This is a genomic window from Pseudomonas sp. 8(2025) (assembly GCF_052665325.1).
This window is the reverse complement of the sequence record NZ_JBQOIE010000006.1, coordinates 1-17,698: the sequence shown is the minus strand read 5'-3', so window position 1 is coordinate 17,698 and position 17,698 is coordinate 1. Positions and strand designations below refer to the sequence as shown.

At 61.3% G+C, this 17,698-nt stretch carries 17 protein-coding genes and 3 pseudogenes; 13 read left to right on the top strand and 7 right to left on the bottom strand.

Going from position 1 to position 17,698, the window contains the following annotated elements:
* Positions 1 to 148 precede the first annotated feature (148 nt).
* The 8 genes from ACUXVH_RS13365 to ykgO all read left to right on the top strand — a co-directional run bounded on the left by ACUXVH_RS13365 (position 149) and on the right by ykgO (position 8,913).
* A complete protein-coding gene (locus ACUXVH_RS13365; protein WP_011062102.1) occupies positions 149 to 1,585 on the top strand; it encodes an amino acid permease in 1,437 nt (478 codons plus the stop codon).
* Between the two features lie 41 nt (positions 1,586 to 1,626).
* Positions 1,627 to 2,517: a LysR substrate-binding domain-containing protein gene (locus ACUXVH_RS13360; protein WP_011062101.1), complete on the top strand. Its 891-nt coding sequence runs from the start codon at positions 1,627 to 1,629 to the stop codon at positions 2,515 to 2,517.
* A gap of 16 nt (positions 2,518 to 2,533) precedes the next feature.
* Positions 2,534 to 3,910: a threonine synthase gene (thrC, locus tag ACUXVH_RS13355; protein ID WP_065363284.1), complete on the top strand. Its 1,377-nt coding sequence runs from the start codon at positions 2,534 to 2,536 to the stop codon at positions 3,908 to 3,910.
* 22 nt (positions 3,911 to 3,932) lie between these two features.
* On the top strand, positions 3,933 to 4,370 hold the full coding sequence (locus ACUXVH_RS13350; protein WP_065363285.1) for an Lrp/AsnC family transcriptional regulator: 438 nt from the start codon (positions 3,933 to 3,935) through the stop codon (positions 4,368 to 4,370).
* Between the two features lie 375 nt (positions 4,371 to 4,745).
* Entirely contained in the window at positions 4,746 to 5,789 is a 1,044-nt protein-coding gene (locus ACUXVH_RS13345; protein ID WP_065363286.1) for a homoserine dehydrogenase, read from the top strand.
* A 10-nt stretch (positions 5,790 to 5,799) separates the two neighbouring features.
* Positions 5,800 to 7,206, top strand: coding sequence for an aldehyde dehydrogenase family protein (locus ACUXVH_RS13340; protein ID WP_011062097.1), 1,407 nt, complete (start codon positions 5,800 to 5,802; stop codon positions 7,204 to 7,206).
* 156 nt (positions 7,207 to 7,362) lie between these two features.
* A complete protein-coding gene (locus ACUXVH_RS13335; protein WP_065363287.1) occupies positions 7,363 to 8,577 on the top strand; it encodes a TPM domain-containing protein in 1,215 nt (404 codons plus the stop codon).
* A 186-nt stretch (positions 8,578 to 8,763) separates the two neighbouring features.
* Positions 8,764 to 8,913 carry a type B 50S ribosomal protein L36 gene (ykgO, locus tag ACUXVH_RS13330; RefSeq protein WP_011062095.1) on the top strand — a complete coding sequence of 50 codons (150 nt, stop codon included), beginning with the start codon at positions 8,764 to 8,766 and terminating at the stop codon, positions 8,911 to 8,913.
* 80 nt (positions 8,914 to 8,993) lie between these two features.
* Here the strand turns inward: ykgO and ACUXVH_RS13325 are convergent, their stop codons facing one another.
* Positions 8,994 to 9,188, bottom strand: coding sequence for a hypothetical protein (locus ACUXVH_RS13325; RefSeq protein WP_011062094.1), 195 nt, complete (start codon positions 9,186 to 9,188; stop codon positions 8,994 to 8,996).
* A gap of 223 nt (positions 9,189 to 9,411) precedes the next feature.
* Here ACUXVH_RS13325 and ACUXVH_RS13320 point away from each other — a divergent pair, with 223 nt between their 5' ends.
* Both ACUXVH_RS13320 and ACUXVH_RS13315 read left to right on the top strand, forming a co-directional pair.
* Positions 9,412 to 10,296: a LysR substrate-binding domain-containing protein gene (locus tag ACUXVH_RS13320; RefSeq protein ID WP_011062093.1), complete on the top strand. Its 885-nt coding sequence runs from the start codon at positions 9,412 to 9,414 to the stop codon at positions 10,294 to 10,296.
* A 186-nt stretch (positions 10,297 to 10,482) separates the two neighbouring features.
* Entirely contained in the window at positions 10,483 to 11,319 is an 837-nt protein-coding gene (locus ACUXVH_RS13315) for a bifunctional allantoicase/(S)-ureidoglycine aminohydrolase (RefSeq protein ID WP_011062092.1), read from the top strand.
* A gap of 240 nt (positions 11,320 to 11,559) precedes the next feature.
* Here the strand turns inward: ACUXVH_RS13315 and ACUXVH_RS13310 are convergent, their stop codons facing one another.
* Positions 11,560 to 11,760, bottom strand: coding sequence for a hypothetical protein (locus ACUXVH_RS13310; RefSeq protein ID WP_019094218.1), 201 nt, complete (start codon positions 11,758 to 11,760; stop codon positions 11,560 to 11,562).
* Positions 11,761 to 12,304: 544 nt separating this feature from the next.
* Here ACUXVH_RS13310 and ACUXVH_RS13305 point away from each other — a divergent pair.
* A complete protein-coding gene (locus ACUXVH_RS13305; protein ID WP_065363288.1) occupies positions 12,305 to 12,961 on the top strand; it encodes an HD domain-containing protein in 657 nt (218 codons plus the stop codon).
* Positions 12,962 to 12,964: 3 nt separating this feature from the next.
* On the opposite strand, the gene ACUXVH_RS13300 is transcribed toward ACUXVH_RS13305, so the two are convergent.
* Positions 12,965 to 13,741, bottom strand: coding sequence for a hypothetical protein (locus ACUXVH_RS13300; protein WP_255313401.1), 777 nt, complete (start codon positions 13,739 to 13,741; stop codon positions 12,965 to 12,967).
* Positions 13,742 to 14,147: 406 nt separating this feature from the next.
* Between ACUXVH_RS13300 and ACUXVH_RS13295 the strand changes: the two are divergent.
* Positions 14,148 to 14,656, top strand: a pseudogene (locus ACUXVH_RS13295) (glycoside hydrolase family 19 protein); the annotation flags it as partial.
* Positions 14,655 to 14,963 (top strand): annotated as a pseudogene (locus tag ACUXVH_RS13290) (lysis system i-spanin subunit Rz); the annotation flags it as partial. The pseudogenes ACUXVH_RS13295 and ACUXVH_RS13290, both read left to right, overlap by 2 nt.
* Before the next feature lie 94 nt (positions 14,964 to 15,057).
* Here ACUXVH_RS13290 and ACUXVH_RS13285 read toward each other — a convergent pair.
* From ACUXVH_RS13285 to ACUXVH_RS13270, 4 genes and pseudogenes are all read right to left on the bottom strand, one after another.
* Positions 15,058 to 15,321, bottom strand: coding sequence for a hypothetical protein (locus ACUXVH_RS13285; protein ID WP_073698917.1), 264 nt, complete (start codon positions 15,319 to 15,321; stop codon positions 15,058 to 15,060).
* Positions 15,322 to 15,566: 245 nt separating this feature from the next.
* Positions 15,567 to 15,818: pseudogene (locus tag ACUXVH_RS13280) on the bottom strand (SOS response-associated peptidase family protein); the annotation flags it as partial.
* 190 nt (positions 15,819 to 16,008) lie between these two features.
* Positions 16,009 to 16,986 carry a fimbrial protein gene (locus ACUXVH_RS13275; protein ID WP_176707088.1) on the bottom strand — a complete coding sequence of 326 codons (978 nt, stop codon included), beginning with the start codon at positions 16,984 to 16,986 and terminating at the stop codon, positions 16,009 to 16,011.
* Positions 16,987 to 17,281: 295 nt separating this feature from the next.
* Positions 17,282 to 17,698: hypothetical protein (locus tag ACUXVH_RS13270; protein WP_445495060.1), on the bottom strand; the 417-nt coding region annotated here is incomplete at its 5' end.

Here is a 17,698-nt window from a genome sequence, read left to right as displayed (position 1 = left end):
GCGCGCAACACCCCCACAGCAAGGCAGCCAGTGGGGGCTTCATGAAGAGGAATAACAATAAAAACCTGGTGGCATCCGATTTGTTTTCTGCCCATTTCCACAGTCGCAGAAATTGAGACTTGCCCTGACAACTTTCATGAGAACCATCATGTCCCTACAAGAACAACAGACCGACTTGCGCGGCGGCTTCAAGCAAGAAATGCAGACCCGGCACATTGTCATGCTCGCCCTGGGCGGGGTGATAGGCACCGGGCTGTTCCTCACGTCCGGCTACACGGTGAACCAGGCCGGCCCGCTGGGCGCGGTGATCGCCTACATCATCGGCGCGCTGATGGTGTACCTGGTGATGATGTGCCTCGGCGAGCTGGCGGTGCAGATGCCCGAGACCGGCTCCTTCAGCACCTACGCCACGCGCTTTCTCGGCCCAGGCACCGGCTACACCGTGGCCTGGCTGTACTGGCTGACCTGGACCGTGGCCATCGGCTCGGAATTCACCGCCGCCGGGATCCTCATGGCCCGCTGGTTCCCCGAGACCCCGGTGTGGATCTGGAGCGCGCTGTTCGCCATGGTGGTGTTCTTGTCCAACGTGGTGTCGGTGCGGCTGTTCGCCGAGACCGAGTTCTGGCTGTCGCTGGTCAAGGTGATCACCGTGCTGGCATTTTTGGTGGTGGGCGGCGGGGCGATTCTCGGTCTTCTGCACATCGACCAGGCCCACAGCATCGGCCTGAGCAACTTCACCCGTGAGGGGCTATTCCCCACCGGCTTCATGCCGATCGCCATGACCCTACTGGCGGTGGCCTTCGCTTTCTCCGGCACCGAACTGATCGGCATCGCCGCTGGCGAAACCCGTGACCCGCAACGCAATGTGCCACGGGCGATCCGCACCACGGTGCTGCGCCTGGCGATCTTCTTCGTCGGCACCATCTTCGTCCTCGCCACCCTGTTGCCCCGGGAGCAGGCCGGCCTGGTGGAAAGCCCGTTCGTCACGGTGTTCACCTACATCGGCATTCCGTACTCGGCCGACATCATGAACTTCGTGATCATCAGCGCGTTGCTGTCCGCCGCCAACTCCGGGCTGTACGCCGCCTCGCGGATGCTCTGGACCCTGAGCGACCAGGGCCACCTGCCCAAGCAGTTCTCGGCCCTGACCCGCATGGGCACGCCGCTCAACGCGATCATCGTGAGCATGGCCGGTGGCGCCGCCTCGCTGCTCAGCAGCGTGTTCGCCCCGGACACCATCTACCTGGCCCTGGTGTCGATTTCCGGGCTGGCGGTGGTGGTGGTGTGGATGAGCATCGCCGCCAGCCAGATCGCCTTTCGCCGGCACTTCGTGGCCAACGGCGGTGACGTGCGCGACTTGAAATTCCGTGTTCGTGGCTACCCCTGGGTGCCGTTGGGGGCGCTGTTGTGCTGCGCCCTGGCCTGTGTCGGCATTGGTTTCGACCCCGAGCAGCGCGTGGCCCTGTACTTCGGCCTGCCCTTCATCGCCTGGTGCTACCTGGTGTATTACATTACCCGCAGTAGCCGCCAGCGGCGCCTGTCCCTGGCAGCCCTGGCTCGGCCCTCCGATGCCCTGCAGGGTTGACGGGTGCGCCCGGCGCCCAGGGTGTCCATGAGAGCCAGGCCATGAAGCAGAAAAGCTTGCCCCCGCTGAACTGGCTGCGCGCCTTCGAGGTGTCCGCCCGTTGCCTTAACTTCACCCACGCCGCCGAGGAACTGTTCCTCACCCAGGGCGCGGTCAGCCAACAGATTCGCCAGCTGGAAAGCCACCTCGGGGTGGCGCTGTTCAAGCGCCTGCCCCGCGGCCTGGACCTGACCGAGGAGGGCCGCTCCTACCTGCCGGTGGTGCAGGACGCGATCACCCGGTTGGCGGTGGGCACCAACGAAATTTTCGGCCAGCACAAGCGCCGGCCGATCAAGGTGCGCGGCAGCCTGGCGTTTTTCGTCCACTGGCTGGCGCCCAAACTGGCGGATTTTCAGCACAGGCACCCGCTGGTGGATATCCGCTACATCAGCAATATCTGGGTCAAGGAGCTGGACGGCGAAGACGACCTGGAAATTCGTTGGGGCCACGGCCACTGGCCGGGGCTGGTGGCCCAGCGCCTGACTTGGGACACGCTGTTCCCGGTGTGCGCCCCGGCCTTGCTGGACAAGGCGCCGCTAGAGGTGCCGGCGGACCTGGCCCGGCACCCGCTGCTGCATGTGCTGGGCTACGAAGAGGGCTGGGGCTACTGGCTGCAGCGGGCCGGCGCCGAGCAAGTGGATTCGTCCCGGGGGATGCAGTTCGACACCCTGATTTCCACCTTGCGCATGGCCGAACTGGGCCTGGGCGTGGCTCTGGCCCGTTCCTCCATGGTCGACCAGATGCTCGCCGACGGGCGCTTGTTGGAGCCTTTCAGTCAGCGCATCGAGGCCAGCGAATCCTTTTACCTGGTGCGTGGCGCCGGGGCCGATCCACACCCCGATGCGCTGGAATTTTCCACCTGGCTGGTGGAGCAGGCTCATCGCCATAAATGACTGGCCGGAGCCAAACATGCGTTATGTGAGTACCCGCAGTACCGCCGAGCAGGTGGATTTCGAAAGCGTGGTGTTATCCGGCGTGGCCGCCGATGGCGGACTGTACGTGCCTGCCGAGCTGCCACGCTTCAGCCCCCAGGAGATCGCCAATTGGTCGACCCTGGATTACCCCGAACTGGCCTTCCGGGTGCTCAGCCCCTTTGTGGGCGACTGCCTGCCCGAGGCGGACTTCAAGGCCTTGCTCAGCCGCGCCTACAGCGGCTTTGGCCACCGCGCGGTGGCGCCCCTGCGACAGATCGACCGCAATGAATGGGTGCTGGAACTGTTCCATGGGCCCACAGGCTCGGCCAAGGATTTTGCCGCGCGGTTGCAGGCGCAACTGGTGGGCTATTTCCTCCAGCGCCGGCAGCGCCACGGGGTGCTGGTGGGGGCCAGCAACGGCGATACCGCGCTGGCGGCCATCGACGCCTTCAAGGACTGCCCGCAGACCCAGGTGCTGGTGTTCTATCCGCAGCACGGCGTGCCCGAGCAGCAAGGGCAGCAGTTGCAGGCGGCACACAACCCCGGGCTGTGGCGCTTTGCCGTGCAGGGCAGCTTCGACGACTGCCAGACCCTGGTGGCCCGCCTGCTGCGCCAATGGCCCCTGGCCGAGCGCGAGGTGATCGGCTTCAACTCCAGCAATTGGGTCGGGGTCATGGCCCAGCTGGTGCTGTATTTCCATGCCGTGCTGCAACTGGGGGGCGGCCAGCGGCCCATCGGTTTCAGCGTGCCGGCGGCCAGCTTCGCCGAGGTCTATGCCGGCTATATCGTGCAGAAGATGGGCCTGCCCATCACCCAGATGATTGTCGCCACCAACCGCAACGACGCCCTGCACCAGCTGTTCCTGAAGAACCGCTATTGTCGCGCCGAGGCCAGCCAGAGCCTGTCACCGGCCATGGACCTGTCGCTGTTCGCCAACCTGGAGCGCTTTGTCTGGGAGCTCTATGGCCAGGACCCGCAAGCGGTGGCGGGCCTGATGCAGCGCTTTGAAGGCAGTGGCGAGATGACCCTGGGCAACGAGTTCTGGCTGCAGGCGCGGATGATCATCGACTCCTACTCGGTGAGCGATGAAGAGACCGGCAAGGAGATCAGCAACCTCTATCGGGACACCGGCTACATCATCGACCCCCATGCTGCCATCGGTGTCCTGGCGGCGCGCCTGTACCGCCGCAGCCTGGTGGCGCCCATGGTCACCCTGGGGGAGATCGCGCCGGCCAAGTCGGCTCGGTTGCTGGGCTCGCTGGGTATTCCCGGGCTGGCACCGCAGCCACTCGCGGCGCCTTCCACGGCGCAGTGGCAGGCACTGGCGGCGGATGATTTTGCCGCCGTACTGCACTGCCTGAAGGCACTGTGATGGGCACCGCGAAGGAGGCTTCATGAAGCGGATCCTGGATCCACTGGACGAACGCATCATCGCCGAGCTGACCCGCAATGCCCGGGCGGCTCATGCCGAGCTGGCGGCCAAGGTCAACCTGTCGCGCAACGCGGTGCGCCAGCGCATCGAACGCCTGGAGCGCGACGGAGCGATCCAGGGCTACACCATTCGCCTGGGCGAAGGGCGCGGGGCGGATACCCGGATCAATGCGCTGATCTTCGTCTACCGCTACGACCGCATGCGCGGGGCCGATGTATTGCAGGCGCTGCGCGCGATGCCGGAGATCATCCAGTGCGAAGTGCTCAGCGGCGAGTTCGATGTGCTGGTGCGGGTCAGCGCCGCCAGCGTAGAGCGGGTGCACCGGGTGTGGAATGACATCGCCGCCTTGCCCGGGGTGGAAAACACCGTGACGTCCTTTGTCTTGTCCTCTGTGGCCTGAGCGCAGAGCCGGATCTTCTGGCCTCCTGTAGCCGCTGCCGAGCCTTTGGCGAGGCTGCGAAAAGGGCCGAAGGACCTTCCTGCGCGGTCAATCAGCATGTTGCGATGAATGGAACCCTGTGTGGTGTCCTGTTGGACCGCACCGCCAGGGTTAGCGTCTCCTGCGGAGCCGGGTGCAGCCTTCGGCAGCGGCTACAGGGGCAGTCTTGGTTGCGGGTTTTGCGTAGCCAGCGCCTGTGAGCGCAGCCTTCGGCAGTGGTCACCGGCGCTGGGCAAAATGCTCAGCAAATACAGCAAAACGGCATATTTCACTGCCCGGTCCCGACCCCTAACCTTGTGTCCATCAGCTTCTCAACCCGGATGGAACACAACAAAAATGACTGAATACAACATCGCCCTGGTGGGCTTCGGTGGGGTCAACCGGGCCCTGGCGCAACTGATTGCCGAGCGCAATCAGGCGTGGAAAAAACAACTGGGTTTCAGCTTGAAGATCGTTGGCATCAGCGATCTGTTCCTGGGCTCCATCGTCGCTCCCCAGGGGCTGGATGCCGGTCTGCTGAGCAAGCTGCCGGCAACCAAGGGCGCCTTGGCGCAACTGCCGGGCGGCCAGGTGGAGGCGCTCAACGAACAGGTGATCAAGGACTCCGGCGCCGACATCATTGCCGAGGCCACTTTCACCAACCCGGTGGACGGCGAGCCAGCGAGTACCTTCTGCCGTTGGGCCCTGGAGCAGGGCAAGCACGTGGTGACCACCAACAAGGGCCCCATTGCCCTGCACAGCGCCGAGCTCAAGGCCCTGGCCCGGCGCAATCTGGCGGCCTTCGAATACGAAGGCGCGGTGATGAGCGGCACCCCGGTGATCCGCATGGCCAAGCAGTCCCTGGCCGGCAGTGGGCTACTGGGGTTCGAGGGCATTCTCAATGGCACCTCCAACTTTGTGCTGACCCGCATGGAGGCCGGCCTGGGCTTTGCCGAAGCGGTGGCCGAGGCCCAGGCCCTGGGGTATGCCGAGGCCGATCCGAGCGCGGATGTCGAAGGCTTTGACGTGCGCTTGAAGGTGGTGATCCTGGCCAACGAATTGCTCGACGCGCAGTTGACCGTCAGTGATGTCAGTTGCCGGGGTATCTCCGGCCTGACGGCCAAGGACCTGGAGCAGGCCCGTGCCGAGGGCGCGCGCTGGAAGCTGATCGGTTCGGCCCAACGCCTGGCCGATGGCTCGCTGCAAGCCAGTGTCGAGCCGCGCCTGTTGCCCCTGGCCCATCCGCTGGCGGGCATTGGCGGGGCGATCAACGCGGTGTCGTTCAACACCGAACTGCTGGGCGCGGTGACGGTGTCCGGGCCGGGCGCTGGGCGCATCGAGACCGCCTTTGCCTTGCTCTCGGACATCATTCACATCCACCAGTCGCGCTTGGCCCGCTAGGAGCATGCCCATGAACCTGTCACGTCTGGCGCTGGCCGCCGATTCGATTGATGTCTGCAGCCCCTTCGATGGTCGGCTGATCGGGACAGTGCCACGCCTTGAGGCCTGTGCCGTGCCCTACCTGTTGCAGCAAGCCCGCCAGGGTGTCAGCGACTGCGCGGCGCTGCCGCGCTATCAGCGGGCACGGATTCTGGAGCGGGCGGCCCTGAACATCGAGCGCGACGCCGAACATTTCGCCCGGTTGATCGTCGATGAAGCGGGCAAGACCCTGAAACAGGCGCAGAAAGAGGTCAAGCGCTGCATCAACACCCTCAAGCTGTCGGCCGAAGAGGCCAAGCGCAATGCCGGCGAGGTGCTGCCGTTTGATGCCTATGAAGGTTCGGAAAACCGCCAGGGCTGGTTTTCGCGCGAGCCCTTGGGGCTGATCCTGGCGATCACGCCTTACAACGATCCGTTGAACCTGGTGGCGCACAAGCTGGGCCCGGCCATCGCCGGGGGCAACGGGGTGATTCTCAAGCCCTCGGAGCTGGCGCCGCTGTCGGCGATCAAGCTGGTGGACTACTTGCGCGATGCCGGCCTGCCGACCTCGGTGGTGACCCTGGCCACCGGTGGTGCGGACCTGGGCAAGGCCCTGGTGGAAGCCCGTGAGGTGCGCATGGTGTCGTTCACCGGCGGCTTTGTCACCGGGGAGCAGATCGCCCGCAGCGCCGGGTTGAAAAAGCTGGCCATGGACCTGGGAGGCAATGCGCCGGTGATCGTGATGGCCGACTGTGACCTGGCGGCGACGGTGGAAAGCTGCGTGTCCGGGGCCTTCTGGGCGGCGGGGCAGAACTGCATCGGCACCCAGCGCCTGCTGGTCCAGGCCTCGATCTATGAGGCGTTTCGAGAGGCTTTTGTGCGCCTGGCTCGGGAGCAGGTCAGTGGCGACCCGCTGGCCAGCAGCACGGACATCGGGCCGATGATCAGCCTGCAGGCGGCGCAGAACGCGCAGAAGGTCGTGGATGAAGCGCTGCAACAGGGCGCGCGTTTGCTCTGTGGGCATCAGCGCCGGGGTTCCTGTTACGCCGCCACGGTGCTGGAGAATGTCGACCACGGCAGTCGCCTGTGGCAGGACGAGGTCTTTGCGCCAGTGGTGGTCTTGCAACCGTTCGACGATCTGGATCAGGCCATCGCTTTGGCCAATCAGCCCGAATACAGCCTGCATGCAGGGATCTTCACCAATGACCTGCGTATCGCTATGGACGCTGCGCGGCGGATCGAGGCGGGTGGGGTGATGATCAACGACTCTTCCGATTACCGTTTCGATGCCATGCCCTTTGGCGGCTTCAAGTACGGCAGCCTGGGCCGAGAAGGGGTGCGTTTCGCCTATGAGGAAATGACCCAGCCCAAGGTGGTGTGCCTCAACCGCCTGGGCTGAGGCTGATTGCAGCAACACGACAGGTCGCCGGGCACCGGGCAGGTTTGGTCACCTGCCCGGTGTTTTTTTGCTGGCGGTGAGGTGCGGTGAATCGGTCGCGGTACGGGCAGTGGTAAAGTTCGCCGCTTCAGGATGAACGATGCGGGAAGCGGGCCGATGATCAAGGTGTGGTTGCAACAAGGGCGTGGCCTGTGGCTGGCGCTGTTTCTCGGGCTGCTGTCGCCGGCCCTGGTGCACGCCGAGGAGGCGCCGCCGGGGCTGGTGAAGGTGCCCCTGGACCGGCGGGTGATCGACCTGACCGCGACCTTGGATAGCGCCACCCAGGAGCGGATGGTGCACAAGCTGGAGGCGCTGGAGCAGCGCCGCGGCGCGCAGATCGCGGTGATGCTGCTGCCCAACCTGGGCCAGCAGAGCATCGAGGCCCTGAGCAACCAGTTGTTTCGCGCCTGGAAGCTGGGGCGCAAGGGGGTAGACGACGGCATCCTGCTGCTGGTGGCGAAGAACGACCACAAGGTGCGGATCGAGGTCGGTTATGGCCTGGAACCGGTGGTCACCGACCTGCTGGCCGGGCAGATCATCGCCCAGGACCTGACCCCGGCCTTTCGTCAGGGCGACTTTGCCGGCGGTATTGACCGTGCCCTGGATGACTTGATCCTGCTGGTGGACGGGGGCTCGTTGCCCGAGCCTGCGGGGCTGGCGGTGCCGCTCGAAGCCTATGCCTTGCTGCTGGCGTTCGTTTTCGGCTCGGTGGCGGGGGTGATGCTGGCCGCCGGCTGGAACTGGCGCCGGGTGCTGGGGGGCGCAGTGGTGCTGATGGCGGTGCTGGTGGGAGCCGTGGGCGGCCATGAGTGGCTGGCGCAGTTGTTCCTGGTGCCGCTGTGCATGTTGATCGGCGGTGCGACCTTCGCCGGGCTGTGGCAGGCGCGGCGGGTGTTCTACGGGGTGCTGGGGCTGCTGCTGTACATCGGCCTGCTGACCCTGGTCAGCCAGTATCTGGGCCGTTTGACTTTCCTCTACGGCCTGGCCTGGCCGGCGGGGGTGCTGCTGGTGCTGGGCGGCCATTGGCTGCTGTACTGGATGATGCGCAACAGCTGGCGCAAGAGCCCCCGGGGCTTTTTATGGCGCTTTGCCGTGTTGCTGACGCTGGTTCTGCTGATGGGCCTGGGTGTGGATGCCTGGCAGGCGGCTCAGCGTTGGCTGCGGGTCGTGCCGTTCGCCTATTTCCTGAGTTTCATACTGTTTGCCGGCGGCAGTGGCTTTCGCTGGAGCAGTGGCGGTGGCAGCAGCAGTGGCGGCCGCTCAAGCTCGGGTGGCGGTTTCTCCGGGGGCGGCGGTTCCAGTGGCGGCGGCGGGGCGTCGGGCAGTTGGTGAGGCTGGGCGCGGTAATGATCACGCAGCCGTCCTGCTCTCCCAAGCCTGCGGGGCCGGGCAACGGGCCGATGGCGGCGCAGAGAATCGTTGAGCGGTCAGGGTGGCGGAAACTGATGGTTGATAATAATTCTCATTGGTGAATATGATATGTTATTACATTGATTTCAGTCCCAAGGAAGCGTTGCCATGAAAGTCCTGTCGTCCCTCAAAGAAGCCAAGAATCGTCACCGCGACTGCCAGATCGTCAAGCGTCGCGGTCGCATCTATGTGATCTGCAAATCCAATCCGCGCTTCAAGGCTCGCCAGGGCGGGGCGAAGAACCGGAACAAGGGGTGAGTGCGGGGGCGGTCGGGAGTGACAAGGCGCTGCTGGAGCGAGCCACTCCCGACAGCACCCAGGCATGGGGGGCAGGTTTTTCAGTCGTGCAGCAGGGTCGAGCCGTACTCGTTGAAGCTGTTGCCCAATGCGCTGTTGCCGTTGAGATTCAGATTGCTCACGCCACCGCCAAGCCGGCACTTGTCCGAATAGCAGGGGTGGGTGGTCGCGCTGGAGCAGGCGCCCAGTAGAAGGGTGGCGCCGATCAGCAACACCTTGAGGCAGTTCAACTTCATTTTCAGCATCTCCAGAGCAGGGTCAGGGATAGAGCGAACCGGAGACTCATCCTACGCCGTTACATGTCGATACACATTGCCAATCAGGCGGGCCCGGAAAAAATATCTGCCGTGCTTGCAGGATGCCGCCTTGGCACGGGGCTGCTCAGCGCCGCGGGGGCAATTGTGTCCTCGGGCCAGACCCGGTAGAAAGGCGCAACGCATTCAGAAAACAGATACCAGCATGAGCGACATTGAGAAACCCAATAGCCGCCTGTTCGACCTCGACTTGCTGCGGGCCATTGTCACGGTGGCCGACTGCGGCAGTTTCACCACGGCCGCCACCCGCCTGCATTCCACCCAATCCACCATCAGCCAGAAGATTCGCCGCCTGGAGGAGATGGTCGGGCAGCGCCTGCTTGAGCGCGGCAATCGCGATGTGTTGCCTACCGATGCCGGCGAGACCCTGCTGGGATATGCCCGGCGCCTGCTGGCACTGAACGATGAAATGTTCGAGGCGCTGTCCGGGGCCACGGTGGTGCTGACGGTGCGTATCGGCGTGCCGGACGACTTCGCTGCCGGCCGCACCACCGAGCAACTGGCTGCGTTCAACCGGCGCTATCCCCAGGTCAAGCTGGAGGTCACCAGCGGCATGAGTCGCGACCTCAACGCCAGTTATGACCGTGGCGAACTGGACCTGGTGGTGCTCAAGCAACTGCGCAACAGCCGCGAGGCACTGGCCTGCTGGCCGGAGAAGACCCGATGGGTGGATAGCGCGAAAAACCCCTGCATCGATCTCGACCCGCTGCCTATCGTTACCTTCCCGCCGCGCGGGGTGTACCGCGATGCCATGATCAATGCCCTGGAGGCGGTGGGCCGGCGCTGGCATATCAGCTTCACCAGCTCCAGCCTCAGCGGCCTGCAGTCGGCCATTGCCGATGGCATGGGCATAGGCCTGCTGCCATTGCGTGCGGTCACGGCTGGCCACCAGGTCCTGTCCAAAAGCACCGGGCTACCCTCGGTGGACGTGTTCGAGGTGGCGTTGCTGCACCGCCCGGCGGCAGATCCCATGGTCAAGGAGCTGGCGCGAGTCTTGTCGCGGGTGCTGGCCCAGGACACTCAGGGCTGAAGTCGCGAGGCATTCGATAAATGAATATGGCGGATTCCAGTATTTAATTTGTGCATGTGCGTAACGCTGGATATCGTGGTGGCCAGCAGCGGTCCGCGCCGCTTCCCTGGCGCGTCGACCCGCAGGTTTGTTCACCCTGGCGGCGTTGCCGCGCGGGGCAGCAAAACAACAATGAGGAGAGTCTCCATGTCCAAAACCACCTATTACGCGCCTCACGGCGGGCACCCGGCACAGACCGAACTGCTCACCGACCGCGCAATGTTCACCGAAGCCTACGCCGTGATCCCCAAGGGCGTGATGCGCGACATCGTCACCAGCCACCTGCCGCACTGGGACAACATGCGCATGTGGGTCATCGCTCGTCCGCTGTCGGGTTTCGCCGAAACCTTTTCCCAGTACATCGTTGAAGTCGGCGCCAATGGCGGTAGCGACAAGCCCGAGCAGGACCCCAACGCCGAAGCGGTACTGTTCGTCGTCGAAGGCGAGGTCAACCTGACCCTGCAAGGCCAGGTGCACGTCCTCAAGCCCGGCGGCTATGCCTTTATCCCACCGGCTGCCGACTGGAAGCTGCGCAACACCAGCGGCACCGAGGCGCGTTTCCACTGGATCCGCAAGCACTACCAGAAAGTCGATGGCGTGCCATACCCGGACGCTTTCGTCACCAACGAGCAGGACATCGAGCCGCGGGTCATGCCCGATACCGAAGGCCGCTGGAGCACCACGCGTTTTGTCGACATGAGCGACATGCGCCATGACATGCACGTCAACATCGTCAACTTCGAGCCGGGCGGCGTGATTCCGTTCGCCGAGACCCATGTCATGGAGCATGGCCTGTACGTCCTGGAAGGCAAGGCGGTGTATCGCCTGAACCAGGATTGGGTCGAGGTCGAGGCCGGTGACTTCATGTGGCTGCGCGCCTTCTGCCCACAGGCCTGCTACTCCGGCGGCCCGGGTCGTTTCCGCTACCTGCTGTACAAGGATGTGAACCGCCAGATGCGCCTGACCCTCAACGCAGCGCATTGATCCGACGGCAGTGCAGGGGCCGTTCTGGCCTCCGCACTGCTGAACGGCGAGTGACAGGAACCGGCGATCATTCGCCGGTTTTCTTTTGTCTGAGGGGTAGAGCCTGGAGTGCAGTACAGAGTGGGCGCAGGCAATCGCCCCTGGCAATGTCTTGCTCTTTTGCGCGGTGCCCAGGTCCAAGGTCGTTGAGGGCCTGCTGGAATCTGCCGCGAGGGAGGAGGGCGCGCAGGTGCGCCGGCATCACATCTCGATGGTTGGAATGGTGGTCTTGCCGCAGCTTATAAGTTGCCCTGCGGTTACCTGGAGCCCGTTGCTGGGCTTGATGCTGTAGCCGATAAGGACGCCTGCCATTACCAAGGCCATGTATAGAGCCGTTTTTCTCAAGATCATGCCGGTGCCCACTGAATGATTGATCGGAAAGCGTGCAGCACTGATTGCCATTCCGGAAAAAGGTTCCTGCTACAGGTGAGCAACGGATACAGCGTGTAGCATTGGCCAGGGTTGTCGATTGGCTCGCCTTATCGGTAAAGTCCCAGCGCGTCGTCAGCGTGCTTGTCAGTCGTCCTAATCCACCTGCGGACACAGCCCATGGTTCATTCGGACCACCTTGCCAGCTACGTCAGTGCGAGCCTGGGAGTTGCATCGCCTCGCACCGCGCTACTTGACAACGCGAGTCAGGAAAGCCGGCTCGATCAGGGGGACACCGTCACCGCCGACGATGACAGGGCACTCATCAAGCGGCTAGCAGAGCAGGGCGGTTTCCCAGCGATGCAGCCTGCGTCGAAGGCTGGATCCGCCATGAGGGGGTTCGCCAACCTCTCGACAAAATCATCCGCCCTGCTCACATCAGCTTCACCAATGAATGCCGGGATGCTTATTGGCTCAAGTACTTCTCTGCTTAGCCGCCGATTCTCTATAGCGCCGAGATATCTGCTCGAGTCGTTTCGCCGACGCTGCAGGATCAGTACTTCCATGGAGCCACGAAATGCTTGAAGAGCCGTTTTTTCCTTACCAGAGCCTGGCGTCCGACTTGCTCGCTTTCCTGCCTGAGGACAGCACGGACGGCTCTCACGATCTTTCTCATATTCATCGGGTCTGGATGAATGTTCGGCGCCTGCAGGACAAGGAAGGTGGGGACCTGGAAGCGTTGCTTGCCGCAACCCTCTTGCACGATTGCGTGGCCGTCGAGAAAAACTCGCCATTGCGGTCGCAGGCATCCACTCTTTCGGCCAGTAAAGCAGCGTCTATTCTGCAGCGCATGGGCTGGCCTGCCCCGCGTATTGAGCTTGTTGCCCACGCGGTCCAGGCTCATAGCTTCTCCGCGGGCGTCGAACCCCTCACCCTGGAAGCCAGGATCCTTCAGGACAGCGACCGCCTGGACGCCATCGGCATGATCGGAGTCGCCCGTTGTTTCTACATCGCTGGGCGAATGGGCTCTGCGCTGTACGACATCACAAACCCCACCGCCATCGGCAGGCCCTATCAAGACAAGCGTTTTACCATTGAGCACTTCCACACCAAGCTACTCTCCCTTGCCTCGGGATTTCAGACGGTCGAAGGGGCGCGGTTAGCGGCAGTCAGGCATGCGCGCCTGAAGGATTTCCTGGACGGATTCATGGAGGAGATCGGAGCTCCCGATTAATCGTCAGGCCGTAGGCCTGACGCGGAAGGCCAGGTACACCGGGCCGAATGGGAAGGTGCTGACTTCCAGCTCATCCAGGGGATTGAGCGTGCGCGTGCGGCCCCCTGCGTTGCTGTAGATCATGTGGCTGCTCGATACCGTGATGTTGATCTTGCCTGCTGCAGCCTGGATCAGAGTGGCCTTGAACCCTTCAGTCACATCGTCACCTATCGTGAGCGTGACGTCGGTGTCGCTAATGACCAGGATCGACTTACCTGAATCCGCCATGGTCAGGGGCCTGCTGCCGGTGATCGAGACATTGGGGTGCACATGGCCCCCAGCGTGGTAGCTGACCATCCTGGGGTCGGCGAAGACGCGGGCGAAGGAGCCGACATAATTGACACTGGCGCGCATGTCATCGAATTGTTCGACCACATAGGTGCCGATGCTGCCCGAGACTTCGCCGTTGGGGTCCATGACCCATTTGCGTCCCACCATCAGCCCGATCTGGGTGTTGGCTCGTACACCGGCACGCATCTCCTCGAGAAACAGCTGGCTGATCTGGCCGCCGCCTTTGCCCTGGACATAGGTAAAGCGTGCTATGGAGTGGCTGTCCCCGGTAGGGCTGCCTTGGGCTGTATCGACTCGGTAGTCGACAAAGTCCGCTGATACCGTGGTGGTCGTGGTGTTGGCGTTAGGTGCCCAGGTGAAATCCAAGACCCTTCCGGTTTTCACCTGCTCCAGCGAGGTGGTGGTCTGCGAGGTCGTAGTAGAGCCTGACTGCTTCAAATCATCGTTCATGCTGCTCATCCTTAAGTGAAGTGCGTGCTTGAGTGCGGGCCGAAATGGCCCGAGGCATATGACCGCCGCCATATCGCCACTTTTCCTGAAAAGCCGTGGTGTCTCGCTTGATACGTATGGAGTTCCTGCCTCGCTCCAGGGGCGTGAGGGGAAGCAGACAATCGGCTGTTGCGGTGCCTCCAGTGTGTGCGGTGCTGACTCGAGTTGGTTGCTGTATATATATACAGTATTCGAAACTTGAGCACGGCGCGACTTGCGCCGACGAACTGTAGGGGGGGAGGGGGTGGCGCTGGGTCGGCAGAATGCCGGAGGCGGGCTACAGCAGTACCCGTTCAATCCACAGCTGTAACTGAAGCGTCCAAATGCGCCCGCCCTGAGCGGTTTTTTATTGCCTGGAGAAAACACAATGCCACTCACAGAGCAGCAATCGCTGCAGGTCCTCCCCAGCGCCCGCCCGTTGCGGGCGTTTTTGTTCCTGCGCTCAACCGCGCCATGGCCCGCTGGAAGATCGACAGGCTGGCGCGTCAGGCGGTGTTCCTGGCCCAGGTCGGCCATGAGTCCGGTCAGCTGCGCACCCTGGTGGAAAACCTCAACTATCGCGCCGACCGCATCCGCCAGATCGGTCAGGTCTGCGCTGTAGCCAGCCGGTGGCGTTCGTTGGTGCCGCGGGCGGATGAACTGGGCGGTAAGCCGGAGCGCTTCGGCAATGCTGTCTATGGTGGGCGCATGGGCAACGGCCTGGAGGCCACGGGCGACGGCTATCGCTCCCGTGGCCGTGGCCGTGGCCTGGGCCAGCTCACCGGCAGATCGAACTACCGCGCCGCCGGCGAAAGGCTGGGCCTGCCGCTTGAAGCCCAGCCCGAATTGCTCGAGCAACCAGAGCAGGCCGCTCAGTCTGCGGCCTGGTGGTGCTCGCTGTGCTCTGGAGGATCGGCTGCAAGCGAATGACGAAACCCACTACAAGGAATTGCGCGATGCTCAATCGAATCAGGTTCGCCTGCGTGACAAGCTTGCTACTACTGAGCTGCGGTTGTCAGTCCTACTCGCCAGCACCGCCACGGGTGGTGGCGGTGGGTTGCCAGCTGCCACCGGCGCCGGCGGCCTGGTTCATGGAGCAGCGAGAGCCGAACTTGACCCAGCGGCTGCTCAACGAATTGTCGCCATTGCCGGAGAGGGTGACCAAGGATTGATCGCTTTGCGGGCGTGTCAGGCGTACGTCTGAGAATCATCAACGATAGCGTCGTTTGTTAACTATTGATCTGCTTTAGCTTTAAAAAACAAGGTGCCTGGCAGGCACCTTGAATGATATTTTTCAATTAATTACTTAGTGGGGTAAGAACGCGACCGTTGTCTTTCACGTCTGTATTTCCAACCACAATTGAACTATCAGACTGTACATAATATGGCTTTTCAGTGCCTCCTTTTCTCAATGAGAGTACAAATCCCCGGCTATCGCTTCTATCCCAGGTATCTGATCCGTCTACGCTGAGAGCAAAGTAACCAGTTTTGCCGTTATCGCCCCATTGGTTAATGGCAACTTCAATTTTATTTGATGAATTGTTTTTGACGTTAATGCTCATGTCTATATTCCTTTTAGACTGATGGTTGTAGATTTTAGTTGCCCGACTCTCTCCCTAAGCAATTGAGGGCAGTATGGCCGTATGCACCGCCTTTAGGGCTTTTAATCGGAATAGGCAACCACTCGCAAGCGTAGCTGCATTGTTGAAAGCAGCAAATTTTTTACGGCTCGCAAGGGAGGTTCACGTCTCTTCTGATATCCGAAGAAGGTAGTGAGTTATCCATCAAGCCTGGTGGCAGATGCAGATCAAAGCCGGAGCAGGGGAGTGATCTGTGAGCGGGCCTGCGATGGCATCGTCAAGGGCTCGATCAGTTCAGGGCCGTGATTGTTGAGGTTACCGACGGCAGTGCCGATCTTGAACCACTCGAAGGCCTCGGCAGCCTCGCGCTGGTTCAAGGCCATCTGCTCGGCGCGCTCGTTGGGCGTTGCAGGGTCGAGCCATTCCCGAAGCTGGTCCGGGGCCAGGACTACCGGCCGGCGGTCGCGAATGTAGACTATTGTGTCCAAGGTACTGCGTACGTTCTCAGCCGCATCAGCAACTGCCTCGCAGCTCCACTCAGTTCGACAACTCGATGATGGGGGCTTCGAGGACCAGTTGGTGTTCGTAGAGCTTTGAAAGCAGAGAAGGGGTGGGGGCCGTTGTTTCTCCATGGAGTGAAGAGGCTTATATTTTTTAGACCCCGGAAGACTATTCATAAGTAATGGTGTAAGTGGTAGTGGCGTTAGCCTCACCCGCCTTGAGCTTCTCCACACTCCTGTAATAACGAGCCTGAAGGGGAATGTCGAAGGTTCCTTCGATGGTTTGCACGCCGACATCTAAAGACTTCCCAAATGTCACAGGCACATTATTTGATAGTATTTGAATCTTCACACCTTGGGCGGTATCTGCTGAAGCAGGGTTGGTAAGATTGAGTAATCCATTGGTATTGTCATAAACGCCGGCGGGGCCTGCGTCGAGGGTTAGTTTGACTTTTGTCCCGGTGTCGCAGCTCAGGGGAATCGAAAAGGGTTTCTCCGCAGCAGTAATACCTGAGCTGCTTAGTTCTTTGGTTTCGACGTTGCCAAGTGGAACTTTGATGTTGGCGGTATTAAGTGTACAACCATGCGTTATCACCGTGAATGGTGTTGTGTGTAAGTATGACTCTGGGCGATGCCAATCTTTTTTGTTGTTACGCAATATTAGGGAAGCTACTTTTTGCTCGGTTTTTCTGCCGGGAGTGATGTTCCCGATTTTGTAAAATACTAATTTTATAAAGCCTTGTATTGGCTTCGCTGAAAATGTTCCATTTACAGAGCAAAAAAGCTTGTGGTCACCATCGTCTAAGGGGAAGAGATAATTGTTGCAAGTGTTAGGGCTGTTAGCGTATATGGCATATCCTATTCCGGCTGAATTTGATCCTAATTTATAAACATTCAGCCCATTTATTTTTGGCGCCGCAGTGCCATATCCCTTGATGCCAAACTCTTGATAGCTGAATCCTTTTGTGCAAGAAAATGCATCGATGGTTGTAGAAGAAGCTCCGATTTCTGTTCCTATGGGTGTGTCTCGTCGTATTGTAAAATCAGGAATATTTAAAAAAGTTGTCTCACTATTTGTAGTGCATTCCCCCGCGAAGCCAAGAGCGGAGTAGAAAAATAATATCGTGGCGATAATTTTTCCTTTCATTGATTTTAATCGTAGGGGTTGTCGGCTGCAGGTATGGGGTCCGTAGTTAAGTAGCATTTTTCTTTGGTCTGTTTTTGAATTGGAAGCCCCCTAGTTTATTAATTGCGTTGGCTGTTGAGTTTAAGGCGTTTCTGAATTTTCTTGCGGCTACAGCTATGGCGCGTCGCCAATGATCTGCGGAGGCTTTTTCTGTTCGAGGGCCGGCTATGTATAGATCTCATGGCGAGTCATGTTCGGCGCACAGGGCGCCTTGGTGGATCCGGCACGAGCGAGTGCTGGTTACCGCGGTAGAGGCTTACCAGTAATTGCCGAGGGCGGGCGCCAACAGGGATCTGCCGACGCAGATCCCTGTTGGCGCCCGGTCCTTGCTTCGCACTGTCAGTTCAAGGTTGCTGGCTTTCTTCCACAGCCCCGCAGCTTCTCCGGCCTTTGCACGCAGCCTGGTCCGAGCCTTGTCGCGGCCTTTCCTGTCTGCGCTTGCATGTTGACCAGTTTGAAAATGGTTTCCCGAGCTGCGCGCAGCTGCCGGTTCATTTTCCAGCACCAGTATGTGCTGCTTGCAGGTTTCCGGGGGGGTGGGGATACCCAGCCAGTCTTCGGCTGTGTCGGTGTCTTCGGCGTGCACGGTACTACCTCGAATCCAATGCTGTATGTGCATGCAGTCGTCGAGGTTTGAGCGAGGCGCGATTTGCGCCGAGGAACTGTAGGGGGA

Coding starts and splice junctions, on each gene's coding strand:
- ACUXVH_RS13365 (WP_011062102.1), top strand. CDS start 149: ATGTCCCTACAAGAACAACAGACCGACTTGCGCGGCGGCTTCAAGCAA.
- ACUXVH_RS13360 (WP_011062101.1), top strand. CDS start 1,627: ATGAAGCAGAAAAGCTTGCCCCCGCTGAACTGGCTGCGCGCCTTCGAG.
- thrC (WP_065363284.1), top strand. CDS start 2,534: ATGCGTTATGTGAGTACCCGCAGTACCGCCGAGCAGGTGGATTTCGAA.
- ACUXVH_RS13350 (WP_065363285.1), top strand. CDS start 3,933: ATGAAGCGGATCCTGGATCCACTGGACGAACGCATCATCGCCGAGCTG.
- ACUXVH_RS13345 (WP_065363286.1), top strand. CDS start 4,746: ATGACTGAATACAACATCGCCCTGGTGGGCTTCGGTGGGGTCAACCGG.
- ACUXVH_RS13340 (WP_011062097.1), top strand. CDS start 5,800: ATGAACCTGTCACGTCTGGCGCTGGCCGCCGATTCGATTGATGTCTGC.
- ACUXVH_RS13335 (WP_065363287.1), top strand. CDS start 7,363: ATGATCAAGGTGTGGTTGCAACAAGGGCGTGGCCTGTGGCTGGCGCTG.
- ykgO (WP_011062095.1), top strand. CDS start 8,764: ATGAAAGTCCTGTCGTCCCTCAAAGAAGCCAAGAATCGTCACCGCGAC.
- ACUXVH_RS13325 (WP_011062094.1), bottom strand. CDS start 9,188: ATGAAGTTGAACTGCCTCAAGGTGTTGCTGATCGGCGCCACCCTTCTA.
- ACUXVH_RS13320 (WP_011062093.1), top strand. CDS start 9,412: ATGAGCGACATTGAGAAACCCAATAGCCGCCTGTTCGACCTCGACTTG.
- ACUXVH_RS13315 (WP_011062092.1), top strand. CDS start 10,483: ATGTCCAAAACCACCTATTACGCGCCTCACGGCGGGCACCCGGCACAG.
- ACUXVH_RS13310 (WP_019094218.1), bottom strand. CDS start 11,760: ATGGCAATCAGTGCTGCACGCTTTCCGATCAATCATTCAGTGGGCACC.
- ACUXVH_RS13305 (WP_065363288.1), top strand. CDS start 12,305: ATGCTTGAAGAGCCGTTTTTTCCTTACCAGAGCCTGGCGTCCGACTTG.
- ACUXVH_RS13300 (WP_255313401.1), bottom strand. CDS start 13,741: ATGAACGATGATTTGAAGCAGTCAGGCTCTACTACGACCTCGCAGACC.
- ACUXVH_RS13285 (WP_073698917.1), bottom strand. CDS start 15,321: ATGAGCATTAACGTCAAAAACAATTCATCAAATAAAATTGAAGTTGCC.
- ACUXVH_RS13275 (WP_176707088.1), bottom strand. CDS start 16,986: ATGAAAGGAAAAATTATCGCCACGATATTATTTTTCTACTCCGCTCTT.